Below are 14364 nucleotides of genomic sequence, written 5' to 3'. Positions count from 1 at the left end.
GCCATAGCGAAGGGGAAACGCCCGGCTCCATTCCGAACCCGGAAGCTAAGCCCTTCAGCGCCGATGGTACTGCACTCGTGAGGGTGTGGGAGAGTAGGACACCGCCGGACTAAAATTAGATACAGGACGAGCCCTCGGAGGCCGGTGAGCAGAAATGCTCCCGCCTCCGGGGGCTTCGTCGTATCCGCAGCAACCGCTCGGAGTGCGCCGCCACGAGCACGCCACCCGGGAACGGGGCACTGTCGAACCCGTACCGTAAGGTGGAACCCGTGCGTGTCGTGATTGCCGAATGCCAGGTCGACTACGTGGGCCGGCTCACCGCCCACCTCCCGATGGCCCGCCGGCTGATCCTCGTCAAGGCGGACGGCTCGGTCAGCATCCACGCCGATGACCGCGCCTACAAGCCCCTGAACTGGATGAGCCCGCCCTGCTGGCTGGAGACGGCACCGTCGGACTCCGAGTCGGAGGGCGTGCCCGAGGGGCACCGGTTGTGGATCGTCCGGAACAAGGCGGAGGAACAGCTGCGCATCCTGATCGGGGAGATCGAACACGACAGCAGTCATGACCTCGGCGTGGACCCGGGCCTGGTGAAGGACGGCGTCGAAGCCCATCTCCAGGAGCTCCTGGCGGAGCACACCCAGACCTTCGGCGAGGGCTACACGCTCATCCGCCGCGAATACATGACGGCCATCGGGCCCGTGGATCTGCTGTGCCGCGACGCGGACGGCGGCACGGTGGCGGTGGAGGTGAAACGACGGGCGGAGATCGACGGCGTCGAGCAGCTCACGCGCTACCTCGAGCTGCTCAACCGGGATCCGCTCATCGCGCCCGTCACGGGCATCCTCGCTGCGCAGCAGGTGAAACCTCAGGCACGGACCCTGGCGGAGGACCGCGGGATCCGGTGCGTCACTGTCGACTACGACGTGTTGCGCGGCACCGAGGACACGTCCTACAAGCTCTTCTGATGGGGCGCAGGCCCGTCTCCCGGAAGCGGGCGGGGGCGCGGGACGGCGTTCGTCCGCTCAGCACGGGCGGATTCGGCTCCCGCATCGAACTCGGTGACGAGGCGTACCAGGTGCGTACCGTCACCGGGAGCGGCGCCGCGAAGGACTACCGCTGCCCGGGGTGCGATCAGGTGATTCCCGCGGGCACGGCCCACGTCGTGGTGTGGCCGTCCGCGGACAGCGGAGGGGTGTCGGACCGCCGGCACTGGCACCGTGGTTGCTGGCGCCGCGAGGCCGGCCGGCGGTCGCGCTGATCAGCGCTTGGCGACGGTGTTGATCGCGACGGTGGCGTCGTCGGCGGGCGAGGTCGAGATCGCGACCGTGTCCGCGGCGGCGAAGTCGTCGGCGCCGAGGACCTGCTGCGCGCGCTGCGCCGCGGTGGGCTCGTCGTCGATCACGTGCTCGGCCCGCGGCGCCGTGGCGCTCTCGTAGGAGGCCGGATCGATGCGCTTCTCGATCACCGGCGCCTCGTCGTCCCCCGTGGCGAGCGCCTCGGGCACCAGCGCGAGCTGACGGCGCACGGTCTCGAGCTGGTCCAGGATCGACGCGCGCAGTGCCTGCATGTCCTCGGTGATCCGCCGCGCATTGGCGACCTGCGTGGCGATGCGGGTATTGGTGTCCTCGAGCTTCTGCTCCGCCGTCGCGTTCGCGGTGTTGAGCGTCTGCTCCGAGCGCTCGTTCGCCGCGTCGATCCGGTTCTTGGCCTCGGACTTCGACGCCTCCTCGAGCTCGGTGATCGTGCTGATCGCCTTGTCGCGGCGCATCGACATCGCCATGTCGAAGTCGTCCTGGACGCGCTCGCGGTTCTCCGCCGCCGACCGCGAGAGCTTGTCGGCCTCGGCCTTCGCCTCGGCCTTGATCCGCTCCGCCTCCTCGCGGGCACGGGCCATGGTGGACTCGTGCTCCTGCTCCATGGCCTCCCGGCGCGAGGTCATGTCGGAGCGGATCCGGTCCGCCTCCCGGCGGGTGGTCTCCGCCTCCTGGCGGGCCAGCGAGCGCACCTCGGCGGACTCGTTCTGCGCCGCCGCGCGGATCTCGGAGGCCTCGTCGGACGCGAGGCGCATCATGCGGGCGATCCGGTCGCTCATGCCCTCGGCGCTCGTCGGCGGAACGCTGAGCCGGTCGACCTCGCGGCGCAGGTTGTCGATCTCGTCCTGCGCCTCGTCGAGCAGGTCGGTGAGCTCGCGGGCGTGCGCCGACGCGGCATCGCGATCGGCAGCGAGAACCCGCAGTTCAGCCTGGTAGCGGTGGAACTGCTCGCTGACCTGGTCCCGGTCGTACCCACGCAGGACCACCGCGAACGGTGCGGGCGCCGGGCCGCCCGAGATGTTGTCCGAATTCGCCATGCTCTGATGGTACGTGGGCGGCCCTCGAACGCGGCGTCAGCAGCCGCAAAAGGTCCGATTCACGATATCGGCGCGCCGTCAGGAGGCGGGCTCGACGAGTTCGACGAGGATTCCGCCGGCGTCCTTCGGGTGCAGGAAGTTGATCCGCGAGCCGGCGGTGCCGTTGCGGGGCGCGTCGTAGAGCAGGCGCACGCCCTGCTCCTGCAGGTGCGCCGTCACCGCCGCGAGGTCCGAGACGCGGTACGCGAGCTGCTGCAGGCCGGGGCCGCTGCGGTCGAGGAACTTGGCGATGGTCGATTCGGGGGTCAGGGGAGCGAGCACCTGCAGTTGGGCCGCGCTCGACGGTGCGCCGTTCGCCGCGAGCAGCGAGGCGGGGGAGAGCATGCCCTCGCGGACGCCCTGGGCCTCGTTGATCTCCTCGTGGGTGCACACCATGCCGAGCACGCGGGAGTACCACTCGAGCGCCGCATCGAAATCGGACACGGCGACGCCGACGTGGTCGATGCCGAGGACGTATTCGGCGGGGATCGGGTGGGCGGCGGGGTGCTCGCCGTGGGTGGTGTGATCGGATCCGGGCGATTGGCTCTCTGTCATGCCTCGAATGTAGCTTTGAGGCGGAAGACCCATGCCCACGAGGAGGAACGAAGTGGCTCCGTCCGCATCTCATCAGGATCCCAGCAACGACCCGACGGTCATCGTCGCCGGCGCTCGGACGCCCTTCGGCAAGCTGCTCGGCGCGCTCAAGTCGCAGTCCGGCACGGATCTGGGAGCCGTCGCGATCCGCGGTGCCCTCGACAAGAGCGGTGTGGATCCGGAGACCATCGACTACGTGATCATGGGCCAGGTGCTGACCGCGGGCGCGGGGCAGATGCCGGCGCGCCAGGCCGCGGTCGCGGGCGGCGTCCCGTGGGACGTGCCCACGCTGACGATCAACAAGATGTGCCTGTCGGGCATCAACGCCATCGCGCTCGCGGACCAGCTGATCCGCGCCGGCGAGTACGAGGTCGTCGTCGCCGGCGGACAGGAGTCGATGACGCAGGCGCCGCACATCCTGACCGGCAGCCGCGAGGGCCACAAGTACGGCAGCATCGAGATGCTCGACCACACCGCCTACGACGGCCTGCACGATGTCTTCACCGACCAGCCGATGGGTGGGCTCACCGAGCAGCTCAACACCACCGAGACCGTCACCTACTCCCGCGAGGAGCAGGACGCGTTCGCCGCGGATTCGCACCGCAAGGCGGCCGAGGCCTGGGCCGCGGGCAAGTTCGCCGATGAGGTCGTCCCGGTCGAGATCCCGCAGCGCCGGGGCGAGCCGATCCGCGTGAGCGAGGACGAGGGCGTGCGCGGCGACACCACCGCCGAGTCGCTCGCCAAGCTGCGTCCGGCCTTCGCCAAGGACGGCACCATCACCGCCGGCAATGCCTCGCAGCTCACCGACGGGGCGGTCGCCGTCGTCGTGATGCGGCGCAGCAGGGCGCAGCAGCTGGGCCTGCCCTACCTCGCCGAGATCGGCGCGCACGGCGTCGTCGCCGGCCCGGACTCGTCGCTGCAGCACCAGCCCTCGAACGCCATCAAGAAGGCCTGCGACAAGCAGGGCATCACCCCCGCGGACCTCGACCTGCTCGAGATCAACGAGGCCTTCGCCGCCGTCGGCCTCGCGTCCACCGCGGACCTCGGTGTCGACGCCGAGAAGGTCAACGTCGACGGTGGCGCCATCGCCATCGGCCACCCCCTGGGCGCCTCGGGTGCCCGCATCGTCCTGCACCTCGCCCTCGAGCTGGCACGTCGCGGCGGCGGCACCGGGGCGGCCGCGCTGTGCGGCGCCGGCGGCCAGGGCGACGCGCTGATCATCACCGTCCCCGCGCAATAGTCGCTCGCGCAGAACCATTCGCGCAGTAGTCCTCGCGCAGTAAGGAACCCATGAACGAGTCCATCGCGTCCAAGATCGTCGCGGCCTTCAAGGTCGTCGCCTTCCTCGAGGCCCTCACCTGGGTCTGGCTGCTCATCGGCATGTACGGCAAGTGGGTCGGAGGGAACGAGGAGGCCGTGGCCAAGCCCGGCATGACCCACGGCATCGTCTTCATCGTGCTGGTCGTGCTGACCCTCGCGGTGGCGCGGGCCCGCGCGTGGGACGTCAAGACCCTGCTGCTCGGCCTGGTGGCCACTGTGCTTCCGTTCTGCTCGGTGGTCTTCGAGCTGTGGGCGCAGCGCGCCGGCAAGCTCGACGCCCCGGTCGCCGCGGCGCCGGCGGCGGAGCGCACCGACGCGATCGGCCGTTAGGTCACCGCGGCTCCGGCGCTGCGGGTACGTTGATTCGCTGACCGAGACGTCAGTCGACCGGAGGACGGGGACAACGTGGACATCCTGGGCGGACTTCCCGGAGGCAGGGCCCTCGAGGCGTCGGTGAACCGCCTGGCGGCCACCGCACGCAACGGGTTCGAGGTGCTCACCCAGGGCGGTCTGGAGACGGGGCAGAAACCCTCCCAGTACTCGGTGCTGGAGCGCTCGCCGATGTACCGGCTGCGGCGCTACTTCGCGGATCGTGCCCCGGCACCGTCGGCGGACGACCGCCCGGTGATCCTGTTGGTCCCGCCGATGATGGTCGACGCCAATGTCTTCGACGTCACCGAGCACAACGGCGCGGTATCGGTCCTGCACCGCGCCGGCGTCGATCCGTGGGTCATCGACTTCGGCTCGCCGGACCGCGAGGAGGGCGGGCTCGAGCGCAACCTCGCCGACCACGTCGTCGCGATCTCCCGCGCGATCGACCAGGTCGCGGCCTTCCGCGGCCGCGATGTGCACATCGGCGGCTACTCGCAGGGCGGCATGTTCTGCTACCAGGTCGCGGCGTACCGGCAGTCGCGGTCGATCGCCAGCCTGGTCACCTTCGGCAGCCCCGTCGACATCTCGGCCGGGCTGCCGCTGGGCGCCCCGCCCGCGCTGGTGAACAAGGGCGCCGAGTTCGTCGCCGACCACGTCTTCAACCGCTTCTACCTGCCGAGCTGGATGGTCCAGCGCGGTTTCGAGATGCTCAACCCCGTCAAGGCGGTCCGCTCACGGATCGACTTCGTGCGGCAGCTGCATGACCGCTCGGCCCTGCTGCCGCGCGAGGACCAGCGGCGCTTCCTCGAGGCCGACGGCTGGGTCGCCTACTCGGGCCCCGCGGTCGCCGACCTCCTCAAGCAGTTCGTGGTCCACAACCGCATGCTCACGGGCGGTTTCGCGATCGACGGTGACGCGGTCTCGCTGGCGTCCATCACCAGCCCGGTGCTCGCCTTCGTGGGGCTTTCGGACCAGATCGGCCGGCCCAGCGCGGTGCGCGGCATCCTGCAGGCCGCCCCGAAGGCGACGGTGTACGAGGCGCAGGTCTCCGCCGGACACTTCGGCCTCGTCGTCGGTAGCTCGGCGGGCGCCGTCACCTACCCGACGGTGGCGCAGTGGATCCTCTGGCAGGAGGCGCGCGGACCCGAGCCCGAGAACATCGCTGCGATGCAGCCCGACGACGACCGCGACGCCGGCGTCAATCCACTGGTGGCGGGCGTGGGCGGGATCGCGACCGTCGGCTTCGTGGCGGCCCGCGACCTGCTCGACGCGGCCTCCGCGACCGCCGCGGGCGCGACGGCGGTGGCCCGTGAGGTCACCCGCGGCCTACCGAAGCTCGCGCGCCTGGGCCAGCTGCAGGCGCACACGCAGGTCTCGCTCGGCAAGCTCCTGGCGGAGCAGGCCGCGAGCGACCCGCACGGCGAGCTGTTCCTGTACGAGGACCGGGTGCACACCAAGCACGCGGTCAACGAGCGCATCGACCGCGTGGTCAGCGGCCTGCTGCAGGTCGGCGTACGGCAGGGCGAGCACGTGGGCGTGCTGATGCACACCCGGCCCTCGGCGCTGGTGGTCATGGCGGCGCTGTCGCGGCTCGGCGCCGTGGTGGTGCTGCTCCCTCCGGGGACCGACTACGCGGCGGCGCTGCGCCTGGGTGAGGCGGCGTCGGTCATCACCGATCCGGAGCATGCGGAGGCGGCCGTGGCGGTCGCGGAGCGCGTCTTCGTCGTCGGCGGTGGTGACCGCCGCGACCGCCCCGGCGCGGCGCGGCAGGACCTGGACGCCGAGCTCGTCGACCTCGAGCAGGTCGACCCCGACAACGTGCGCATCCCGCGCTGGTACCGCCCGGACGCGGGCCTGGGGCGGGACCTCGCGTTCGTGATGTTCTCCGAGGTCGGCGGCAGGCTCCGCGCGAAGCGGGTCACGAACGGCCGGTGGGCGCTGTCGGCGTTCGGCACGGCGTCGGCGACGCGGCTCTCGCAGAGCGACACCGTCTACTGCCTGACCCCGCTCAGCCACAGCTCCGGACTCATGACGAGCCTCGGCGGCGCGCTCGCCGGCGGCTCGCGCATCGCACTGACCCGCGACTTCGACCCGGACCGGTTCATGGTCGAGGTGCAGCGGTACGGCGTGACCGTGGTCTGCTACACCTGGAACCTCATGCGGGCGGTGCTCGACGATCCGCGCCTGGAGGTGCCGCGCTACCACCCCATCCGGGCGTTCATCGGCTCCGGCATGTCGGCCGAGCTCTCCCGCCGGGTGGGCGAGGCGTTCGCCGCGCAGGTGGTCGAGTTCTACGCCTCGACCGAGGGCGAGATCGTGCTGGCCAAGGTCCGCGGCGGGAAGCCCGGCGCCAAGGGCCGGAGTCTGCCCGGCAGCGCCGAGGTGGCGCTCGTCGACTACTACTTCGACACGGGCCGGTTCGTCGAGAACGGCGACGGCTTCCTGCAGGAGGTCGGGCAGGGCGAGGTGGGGGTGCTCATCGGCCGCGCGGATCCGGACACCACGCACCGGGACGTGCTGCTGCGCGGCGTCTTCCGGCCGGGTGACGCGTGGTTCTCCACGGGCCACCTGTTCCGCCAGGACGAGGACGGGGACTACTGGCTCGTCGACGACGTCCGCACGGTCACGGTCACCGAGCGCGGCCCGGTCTACTCGATCCCCGTCTCCGACGTCCTCGAGCAGCTCGGCCAGGTCGAACAGGCCGTCGTGTACCAGGTCCCGGGGGAGCAGCCCGACGGTCCGCCCCGCGTCGTCGCCGCGGTCACGCTCCGCGCCGATGCCACCCTGACGGCCGACGACATCACCGACACCTTCGCCGGCCGCCACGGCCAGTTCCCGGACGCGGTGCACGTGGTCGACGACGTGCCGCTCACCAGCTGGTACCGGCCCCGACGCGGAGCCCTGGCGACCCGCGGGATGCCCGCGCCCGGCCCCGGGTCGTGGTGGTTCGATCCGGACCTGCAGCGCTACGTCTGATTCCGGGGCCGTGCCAAGATGGAGTGGTGACTACACCGCGCGCCCCCCGCGGCGCTTCCAAGCAGGATCAGGAGCGAGCGTTGCGCACCGCCGCTGCGATGGCGGGGGCGGTCGACCTCTCGGGCCTCAAGGCCCGGGCCGAGACGCGCGCCGCGCAGCAGGCCGGTTCGGCGGCGCAGGGCTCGGGACCGCAGTCCGACGGTGCCCCCGGGCCCGGCATCGTCGACGTGACGGACCAGAGTTTCCCGCGGAGGTGATCGACCGATCCGCTGACTCGCTGGTCGTGGTGCTGCTCTCGGCGTCGTACAGCGAGCAGTCGCAGGCGATGGGTGCGGTGCTGGAGAAGCTCGTCGCGGCGGACGGCGGTCGGTGGACGCTCGCCCGGGTTGATGTCGACGGTGCGCCCGGGGTCGCGCAGGCCTTCGGCGCGCAATCGGTGCCGATGGTGATCGCGGTGGCCGGGGGCCGCGCGGTGACCGCGTTCGCCGGCGCGCAACCGGAGGCGGCGGCGCGGCAGTGGCTCGACGATGTCCTGGCCCAGCTCCCGCCGGAGTTCGGCGGCGGCACCGGCGCGGGGGAGGCACCGTCGGACCCGCGGCGCGAGGCGGCGGAGCAGCTCGCGGCCGACGGCGACTACGACGGCGCCCGCGCCGCCTACGAGGCGATCCTGCACGCGGATCCGGGCGATGCGGATGCGGCGGCCGCGGCGAAGCAGATGGCCTTCTTCGCGCGGGCCACCCGCGCCGAGCCGGGGGCGATCGAGCGGGCGGACGCCGCGGCGGGCGCGACCGGGCCGGAGGCGGTGGAGCTCGCGCTCGCCGCGGCCGACGAGGAGCTGCTGGGGGGCACCCCGGCGCGGGCCTTCGAGCGCCTGATCACCGCGATCCGAACCACCTTCGGTGACGACCGCACCGCGCTGCGCACCCGCCTGATCGAGCTCTTCGACCTGTTCGACCCGGCGGATCCCGCAGTGCTGGAGGCTCGACGAGGCCTGGCCGCCGCCTTGTTCTGAGTGGCTTTCGGCGAGGTCGGGGGCGCAGGTACGCCTGGGTTTGCGATACTTACCCGCGTGGCTGACTATGGCGTGTCTCGTCGCGCGGTTCTGGCAGGGATCGGCGGTGCCGCGCTCGCGGGCGCCCTGGCGGCGTGCGGCGGCGACACGGGGCGCGGCGGCGGCGCGGGAGATCTGCGGAGCTGGTTCCACCAGTACGGCGAGAAGGGCGCGCCGGAGGCGCTCGCCCGATACGCCTCGGAGTACCCCGGCGGCGGGGTCCGGGTCAGCTCGTTCCCCGGTGACTACGACCAGAAGATCTCCTCGGCGCTGGTGGCCGGCGACGGCCCCGATGTCTTCGAGTTCGCCAACGGTCCCACGATCGACATGATCACGGCGGGCCAGGTCGCGGACCTGACCGACGTGCTGGGCGATGCGCGCTCGGACTTCACTCCGGCGCTGCTGGACCGGATGACGCACGGGGGCCGCGTGTACGGGATCCCGCAGGTCACGGACATGCAGCTGCTGGTGTATCGGCGGTCGATGCTCGAGCAGGCCGGCGTCGTGCCGCCCCGGACGCTCGACGAGCTGGTGTCCGCGGCGCGGGCGCTCAACAAGGGCACCACCAAGGGACTGTTCCTGGGGAACAACGGCGGCGCGGACGTGCTCGGCGGCGTGCTGCTGTGGTCGTCGGGCCACGACTACCTCACGCCCGAGCGCAAGCCGGGCTTCGTCGACGAGGAGGTGGCCGCGGGCCTGCGGACCATGCGCGCGCTGTTCACCTCCGGCGACCTGCTGCTGGGCGCGCCGCAGGACTGGTCCGATCCCGGGGCGTTCATCGCGGGCCAGACCGCGATGCAGTGGACGGGCCTGTGGGCGTTGCCCGCGATCACGGCGGCGCTGGGCGACGATGTCGGCGTCCGGGCCTTCCCCGCGATCGGCGCGAACGGCGGCACCAGCGTGCCCTTCGGCGCGTACGGGGCGGCGGTGAACGCGAAGGGCGATGTCGCGCGCGCGAAGAAGTTCGTGCAGTGGTTGTGGGTCGAGCGCACGGACCTGCAGCTGGACTGGGCGCAGAGCTACGGACTGCACGTGCCGGCACGGCGCTCGTTGCTCCCGCGCGCCACCAAACTCACGACCGGGATGTACAGCGAGGCCGCGGATCTCGTGAACACCGTGGGGCATCCCCAGACGCCGCTGCTGTGGACGGCGCGCTGCGCCACCGCGTATCGGGACGCGCTCGACCGGATTATCCGGGGCGGCGCCGATCCCATGACCGAGCTCCGGGGCGTCGGAGGCGTGGTCGAGAAGGAACTCGAGCGGTTCCCGAGCTGATGTCGGCGCGCTCGGCACGGCCCGAGAGGGGCGGGTGGCGCGCCTCGCCGCACCTGTGGTTCTGGGTGCTGACGGGGCCCTTCCTCGCGGGACTGGCGATGTTCGTCGTCGTCCCGATCGGGTGGAGCGTGTGGCTGAGCCTGTTCGAGGCCCGGAACACGGTGACCCCGACGCATTTCGTCGGGCTCGACAACTACCGCGCCATGCTGGGGGACCCGGCCTTCCGCTCTAGCCTGGTCACGTTCGTGGTGTTCGCCGTGATCGTGGTCCCGCTGACCTTCGCCGGCTCGCTCGCGCTGGCGGTTCTGGTGAACGGGGTGCGACTGTTCCAGCGCTTCTTCCGGTCGGTGTTCTTCCTGCCGATGGCCTGCAGCTATGTCGCGGCGTCGCTGATCTGGCGCGGGTCGATCTTTCCCGGCGTGCCCACGGGCGTGGCGAACACGGCGCTGCGCGCGGTGGGGCTCGAGCCGGTCGCGTGGTTGTCGGTGGTGGACCCGCCCTGGTACTGGTTGGTGCTGGTCACGGTGCGCCTGTGGCTGCAGCTGGGCTTCTACATGATCCTGTTCCTCGCGGCGCTGCAGCGCGTGCCGCGGCACCTGTACGAGGCCGCCGCACTCGACGGCGCATCCGCGTGGACCACCTTCACCCGGATCACTTTCCCGCAGCTGCGTCCGGTGTCCGTCGCCGTGCTGCTGCTGGCGACGGTGAACGCGTTCTCGGCCTTCGACGAGTTCTACGGCGTCATGGCCACCGCGCAGGGGTATCCGCCGTACGCGCGGCCGCCGCTGGTCTACCTGTACTACGTGGCCGTCGGCAACGGTCAGGACTTCGGCAGCGGCGGTGCGGGCGGGGTGATCCTGACGGTGCTGATCGCCCTGTTCGCCCTGCTCCAGGGCCGGCTCACGGGAATGCTCCGGAGGGGTGGGCGATGAGCGGCGGGATCGCGGCGCGCGTGGCCCGCTACCTGGTCCTGACCGGTCTCGCGGTGCTCTTCCTGGTGCCCCTGTACCTGCTGGTCCGCGGCGCGCTGGGCACGTCGATGGACGTCGCGACGGGGTCGTGGGGGCTCCGGGCGCCGGTCTGGAGCAATCTGCGGGAGGTCTTCTCCGACGATGCCCGGCCGCTCGGCCGGGCGCTGTTCAACTCGACGGCCGTCGCGCTGCTCCAGACGCTCGGGACGCTCGCGCTGGCGCTGCCCGCGGGGTACGCCTTCGCGCGGATCCGGGTCCCGTACGCGGGGGTGGTGTTCGGGGTGGTGCTGGCGACGCTGCTGGTCCCCGCCGCGGTCACCTTCGTGCCGACCTTCGTCATGGTCTCCTCGCTCGGCTGGGTGTCGTCGCTGCAGGGGCTCGTGGTGCCGGGCCTGTTCCAGGCCACCGCGGTGTTCCTGTTCCGGCAGCACTTCCTGGGGTTCCCGCGGGAGCTGGAGGAGGCCGCCGTGCTCGACGGTGCCGGCCCCGCCCGGATCCTCCTGCGCGTCGCCCTGCCGGGCGCGGGCGCGGTGACGGCCGCGGTCGCCACGATCACCTTCGTCGGCAGCTGGAACGCGTTCCTGTGGCCGTTGGTGATCGGCCAGGATCCGCAGTCCTGGACCGTGCAGCTGGTCCTCTCCAGCTATATCACCGCGCAGTCCGTGAACGTGCCCGCGATGTTCGCGGCGGCGCTGGTATCGATCGCCCCGCTCCTGGCGTTCTTCCTGGTAGCGCAGCGTTGGATAGCGGCGGGCGTGGAGCGCAGCGGCATCTCCGGCTGACGGGGTGACGGCCGTCACCGCGCGCCGGGGCGGTCGAGCGGGACACGTGAGTGCGGAAAACCAGCAGATGTGCTGGATCGGGATGGCTGATGCGCATAGTCTGAACCGGTTCTGTCCGGCCCCCGCGGTCGGGCGAGAGGAGACGACGATGTCTGTGACCGCGCATCGCGGCGTGAGCGCCCAGTCGGCGCTCGCCATCGCGGGAGCCAAGCTGCTGCTGCGACCGCTGATCGCCCTGTACCCCGTGCGGTCCTGGAGCTTCGGGCCCCTGGCGCTCGGCGAGGGGCTGGCCGCCCTGATCGGCTGGATGCCCGACGATGTCGAGGTCGATCGCATGGAGCTGGCCGGCGTGCAGGTCGAGCGCCTCGTGCCCACCGCGGGTGACCTGCGCACCGACGTCGCGATCTGCTACTACCACGGCGGCGCCTTCCTCACGGGCGGCCCGGCCACGCACCGCCGGATCGCGGCCGCGCTGGCCCGGTCCCTGGGTGTCACCGTCTTCAACGTCGACTACCGGCAACTGCCCGAGGTCGGCATCGGCACGTCCGTCGACGACGGCTACCGGGTATACCGAGCCGTCGTCGATTCGGGCCGGTACCGCCAGGTGGCGGTCGGCGGCGATTCCGCGGGCGGCTACATCGCCGCGAAGGTCCTCGAGCTGGCGCACCTGGACGCCGCGCCGGCTCCGGCGGCCTATTTCGGCTTCTCCCCGCTGCTCACGCCCACCGTCGAGGACGGCGACCCGCGCTACGACATCGACGATGCCTACCTCACGGCCGACAAGCTGCGCGGCCTGCGGGAGTTCTTCGACCGCGGCCCCGTCGAGCCGCGCGGGCACGACGATGCCACGGAGATCAGCCCCGCCGCGTTCCCGCCGGCGCTGGTGATCGCCTGCACGGACGAGATGCTCCGCGTCGACGCCGAGCGCCTGCACGCCCGCCTCGACGGTGCCGGCAAGCTCTGTGACCTGCACCTGTACGAGGGCGGCGTGCACGCCTTCCCCGTGCTCGCCGGCGCGACGCCGGAGAGCGAGCAGGCCGTGCAGATCACGGCGCTGTTCCTCGAGGCCGCGTTCGACGCGCGCCTGCAGCACCGCGCGGCGTAACCGTCTCCTCCGCCGGTGCCTGCGGCCTCGCGGCATAGGGTGGGGGCATGTTGCTGCCGTACACCGTGACCCCCGTCCCGCCCGGCTCCGACGGTGAGCCGGCCGTCACCGTCGGGGGCCGGACGCTGACGCGGACCGAGCTGATCGGCGCCACGACCGCCGTCGCCGAGCGGCTGGGCGGGCTCGGTGTGCGCGGCCCCGTCGCGGTGTGGGCCGAGCCGACGCTCGCCACCGTCATCGCCATCGTGGGCGGCCTGCGTGCCGGCGTCCCCGTGGTCCCCGTTCCCCCGGACTCGGGCAGTGCCGAGATCGCGCACGTCCTCACCGATTCCGCCGCCCAGGCCTGGCTGGGTGCCACCCCGGAGGATCCGCACGGACTACCCGCGGTCCCGGTCCGCGAGCACGCCCGCGGCTGGCACGCGCTGCCGGAGCCGCCGGCCCGCAGCACCGCGCTGATCATGTACACCTCGGGTACCACCGGCGCCCCGAAGGGCGTCCCGATCCGCCGCGAGGCGATCGCCGCGTGCATCGACGGTCTCGTCGATGCCTGGAACTGGACGGCGAACGACACTCTCGTGCACGGCCTTCCGCTGTTCCACGTGCACGGGCTCATTCTGGGCGTGCTGGGGCCGCTGCGCGTGGGCAGCCCGCTCGTGCACACGGGCAGGCCCACGCCGGAGGCCTACGCCGCGGCGGGCGGCACGATGTACTTCGGCGTGCCCACCGTGTGGTCGCGGATCGCCCGCGATCCGGAATCCGCTGCGGCGCTGAGCGATGCGCGCCTGCTGATCTCCGGAAGCGCACCCCTGCCGGCTCCGGTGTTCGAGCGGATCCGCGAGCTCACGGGCCACGAGATCGTCGAGCGGTACGGGATGACGGAGACGCTCATCACCGTGAGCGCGCGGGCCGACGGTGAGCGTCGCCCGGGCTGGGTGGGCCTGCCGATCGCGGGCGTGCAGTCGCGGCTGCTGACGGAGGCGGGCGACGAGGCGCCGCACGACGGCGAGTCCATCGGCGCGCTGCAGATCCGCGGCCCGATGGTCGGCACCCAGTACCTCGGCCGTCCCGAGGCCACGGCCGAATCCTGGGTCGGCGACGGCTGGTTCGACACAGGCGATGTCGCGGTCATCGACGCGGGCGGCTTCCACCGCATCGTGGGCCGCGCGTCCACGGACCTCATCAAGACCGGCGGCTTCCGGGTCGGTGCGGGCGAGATCGAGGCGGCGCTCCTGGGGCACGCCGATGTCCGGGAGGCGGCGGTCGTCGGTCTTCCGGACGAGGACCTGGGGCAGCGCCTCGTCGCCTTCGTGGTGACCGACGGTGCGCGCGACGACGCGGCCGCCGCCGCGCTCGTCGCGTTCGTGGGCGAGACGCTCAGCAAGCACAAGCGGCCCCGCGAGATCCGCTTCATCGACGACCTCCCGCGTAACCCGATGGGTAAGGTGCAGAAGAAGCTCCTGCTCGCCGACCCGCCCGAGTAGCCGCGGGGTGTCACGGTTCTCGGGTTCCTGACAGGTCGTTGAGGACAC

14 protein-coding genes and 1 rRNA gene are annotated in these 14364 nt (G+C 71.9%); 13 read left to right on the top strand and 2 right to left on the bottom strand.

All coding sequences use genetic code 11. From position 1 onward, the window contains the following. From rrf to HF999_RS20080, 3 genes are all read left to right on the top strand, one after another. Positions 1-110, top strand: a 5S ribosomal RNA gene (gene rrf, locus HF999_RS20090); the annotation flags it as partial. A gap of 159 nt (positions 111-269) precedes the next feature. Continuing rightward, on the top strand, positions 270-965 hold the full coding sequence (gene nucS, locus HF999_RS20085; protein ID WP_312854221.1) for an endonuclease NucS: 696 nt from the start codon (positions 270-272) through the stop codon (positions 963-965). Further along, entirely contained in the window at positions 965-1258 is a 294-nt protein-coding gene (locus HF999_RS20080; protein ID WP_210733999.1) for an Rv1322 family protein, read from the top strand. Before nucS ends, HF999_RS20080 begins: the two co-directional genes overlap by 1 nt. Here HF999_RS20080 and HF999_RS20075 read toward each other — a convergent pair whose 3' ends face one another. Together HF999_RS20075 and mce are read right to left on the bottom strand one after the other, a co-directional pair. Next, complete coding sequence (locus HF999_RS20075; RefSeq protein ID WP_168547581.1) at positions 1259-2350, bottom strand: coiled-coil domain-containing protein; 1092 nt, start codon at positions 2348-2350, stop codon at positions 1259-1261. It lies immediately after the preceding gene. 78 nt (positions 2351-2428) lie between these two features. Beyond that, entirely contained in the window at positions 2429-2944 is a 516-nt protein-coding gene (gene mce, locus HF999_RS20070) for a methylmalonyl-CoA epimerase (RefSeq protein WP_168547580.1), read from the bottom strand. A 52-nt stretch (positions 2945-2996) separates the two neighbouring features. On the opposite strand from mce, the gene HF999_RS20065 reads away from it, so the two are divergent. The 10 genes from HF999_RS20065 (at position 2997) to HF999_RS20025 (ending at position 14316) form a co-directional block, all read left to right on the top strand. Next, a complete protein-coding gene (locus tag HF999_RS20065; protein ID WP_312854220.1) occupies positions 2997-4223 on the top strand; it encodes an acetyl-CoA C-acetyltransferase in 1227 nt (408 codons plus the stop codon). Between the two features lie 50 nt (positions 4224-4273). Beyond that, on the top strand, positions 4274-4633 hold the full coding sequence (locus HF999_RS20060) for a DUF3817 domain-containing protein (RefSeq protein WP_168547578.1): 360 nt from the start codon (positions 4274-4276) through the stop codon (positions 4631-4633). Positions 4634-4708: 75 nt separating this feature from the next. Further along, positions 4709-7651 (top strand): AMP-binding protein, encoded by a 2943-nt coding sequence (locus tag HF999_RS20055; RefSeq protein WP_312854219.1) that lies wholly within the window; start codon positions 4709-4711, stop codon positions 7649-7651. 26 nt (positions 7652-7677) lie between these two features. Next, positions 7678-7908, top strand: a complete 231-nt coding sequence (locus tag HF999_RS22705; RefSeq protein ID WP_246208220.1) for a hypothetical protein — start codon at positions 7678-7680, stop codon at positions 7906-7908. Then, positions 7905-8663, top strand: a complete 759-nt coding sequence (locus HF999_RS20050; RefSeq protein ID WP_312854218.1) for a tetratricopeptide repeat protein — start codon at positions 7905-7907, stop codon at positions 8661-8663. Before HF999_RS22705 ends, HF999_RS20050 begins: the two co-directional genes overlap by 4 nt. A gap of 57 nt (positions 8664-8720) precedes the next feature. After that, entirely contained in the window at positions 8721-9977 is a 1257-nt protein-coding gene (locus tag HF999_RS20045) for an ABC transporter substrate-binding protein (protein ID WP_312854217.1), read from the top strand. Continuing rightward, positions 9977-10909, top strand: a complete 933-nt coding sequence (locus HF999_RS20040) for a carbohydrate ABC transporter permease (RefSeq protein ID WP_168547577.1) — start codon at positions 9977-9979, stop codon at positions 10907-10909. The genes HF999_RS20045 and HF999_RS20040 overlap by 1 nt, the downstream gene beginning before the upstream one ends. Next, on the top strand, positions 10906-11730 hold the full coding sequence (locus HF999_RS20035; protein WP_168547576.1) for a carbohydrate ABC transporter permease: 825 nt from the start codon (positions 10906-10908) through the stop codon (positions 11728-11730). Before HF999_RS20040 ends, HF999_RS20035 begins: the two co-directional genes overlap by 4 nt. Positions 11731-11878: 148 nt before the next feature. Continuing rightward, positions 11879-12835 (top strand): alpha/beta hydrolase fold domain-containing protein, encoded by a 957-nt coding sequence (locus HF999_RS20030; RefSeq protein ID WP_168547575.1) that lies wholly within the window; start codon positions 11879-11881, stop codon positions 12833-12835. 47 nt (positions 12836-12882) lie between these two features. After that, positions 12883-14316 carry an acyl-CoA synthetase gene (locus HF999_RS20025; RefSeq protein ID WP_168547574.1) on the top strand — a complete coding sequence of 478 codons (1434 nt, stop codon included), beginning with the start codon at positions 12883-12885 and terminating at the stop codon, positions 14314-14316. Positions 14317-14364 lie beyond the last annotated feature (48 nt).

This window comes from Tsukamurella spumae, from assembly GCF_012396015.1.
In the GTDB taxonomy this organism is placed as follows: Bacteria; Actinomycetota; Actinomycetes; order Mycobacteriales; family Mycobacteriaceae; genus Tsukamurella; species Tsukamurella spumae.
This window is presented reverse-complemented; position numbering and strand designations above follow the sequence as displayed.

Bases quoted from the DNA above. Each gene is read 5' to 3' on its own strand.
- HF999_RS20060 (WP_168547578.1), top strand. From the start codon at position 4,274: ATGAACGAGTCCATCGCGTCCAAGATCGTCGCGGCCTTCAAGGTCGTC.
- HF999_RS20030 (WP_168547575.1), top strand. From the start codon at position 11,879: ATGTCTGTGACCGCGCATCGCGGCGTGAGCGCCCAGTCGGCGCTCGCC.
- HF999_RS20035 (WP_168547576.1), top strand. From the start codon at position 10,906: ATGAGCGGCGGGATCGCGGCGCGCGTGGCCCGCTACCTGGTCCTGACC.
- mce (WP_168547580.1), bottom strand. From the start codon at position 2,944: ATGACAGAGAGCCAATCGCCCGGATCCGATCACACCACCCACGGCGAG.
- HF999_RS20075 (WP_168547581.1), bottom strand. From the start codon at position 2,350: ATGGCGAATTCGGACAACATCTCGGGCGGCCCGGCGCCCGCACCGTTC.
- HF999_RS20080 (WP_210733999.1), top strand. From the start codon at position 965: ATGGGGCGCAGGCCCGTCTCCCGGAAGCGGGCGGGGGCGCGGGACGGC.
- HF999_RS20040 (WP_168547577.1), top strand. From the start codon at position 9,977: ATGTCGGCGCGCTCGGCACGGCCCGAGAGGGGCGGGTGGCGCGCCTCG.
- HF999_RS20025 (WP_168547574.1), top strand. From the start codon at position 12,883: ATGTTGCTGCCGTACACCGTGACCCCCGTCCCGCCCGGCTCCGACGGT.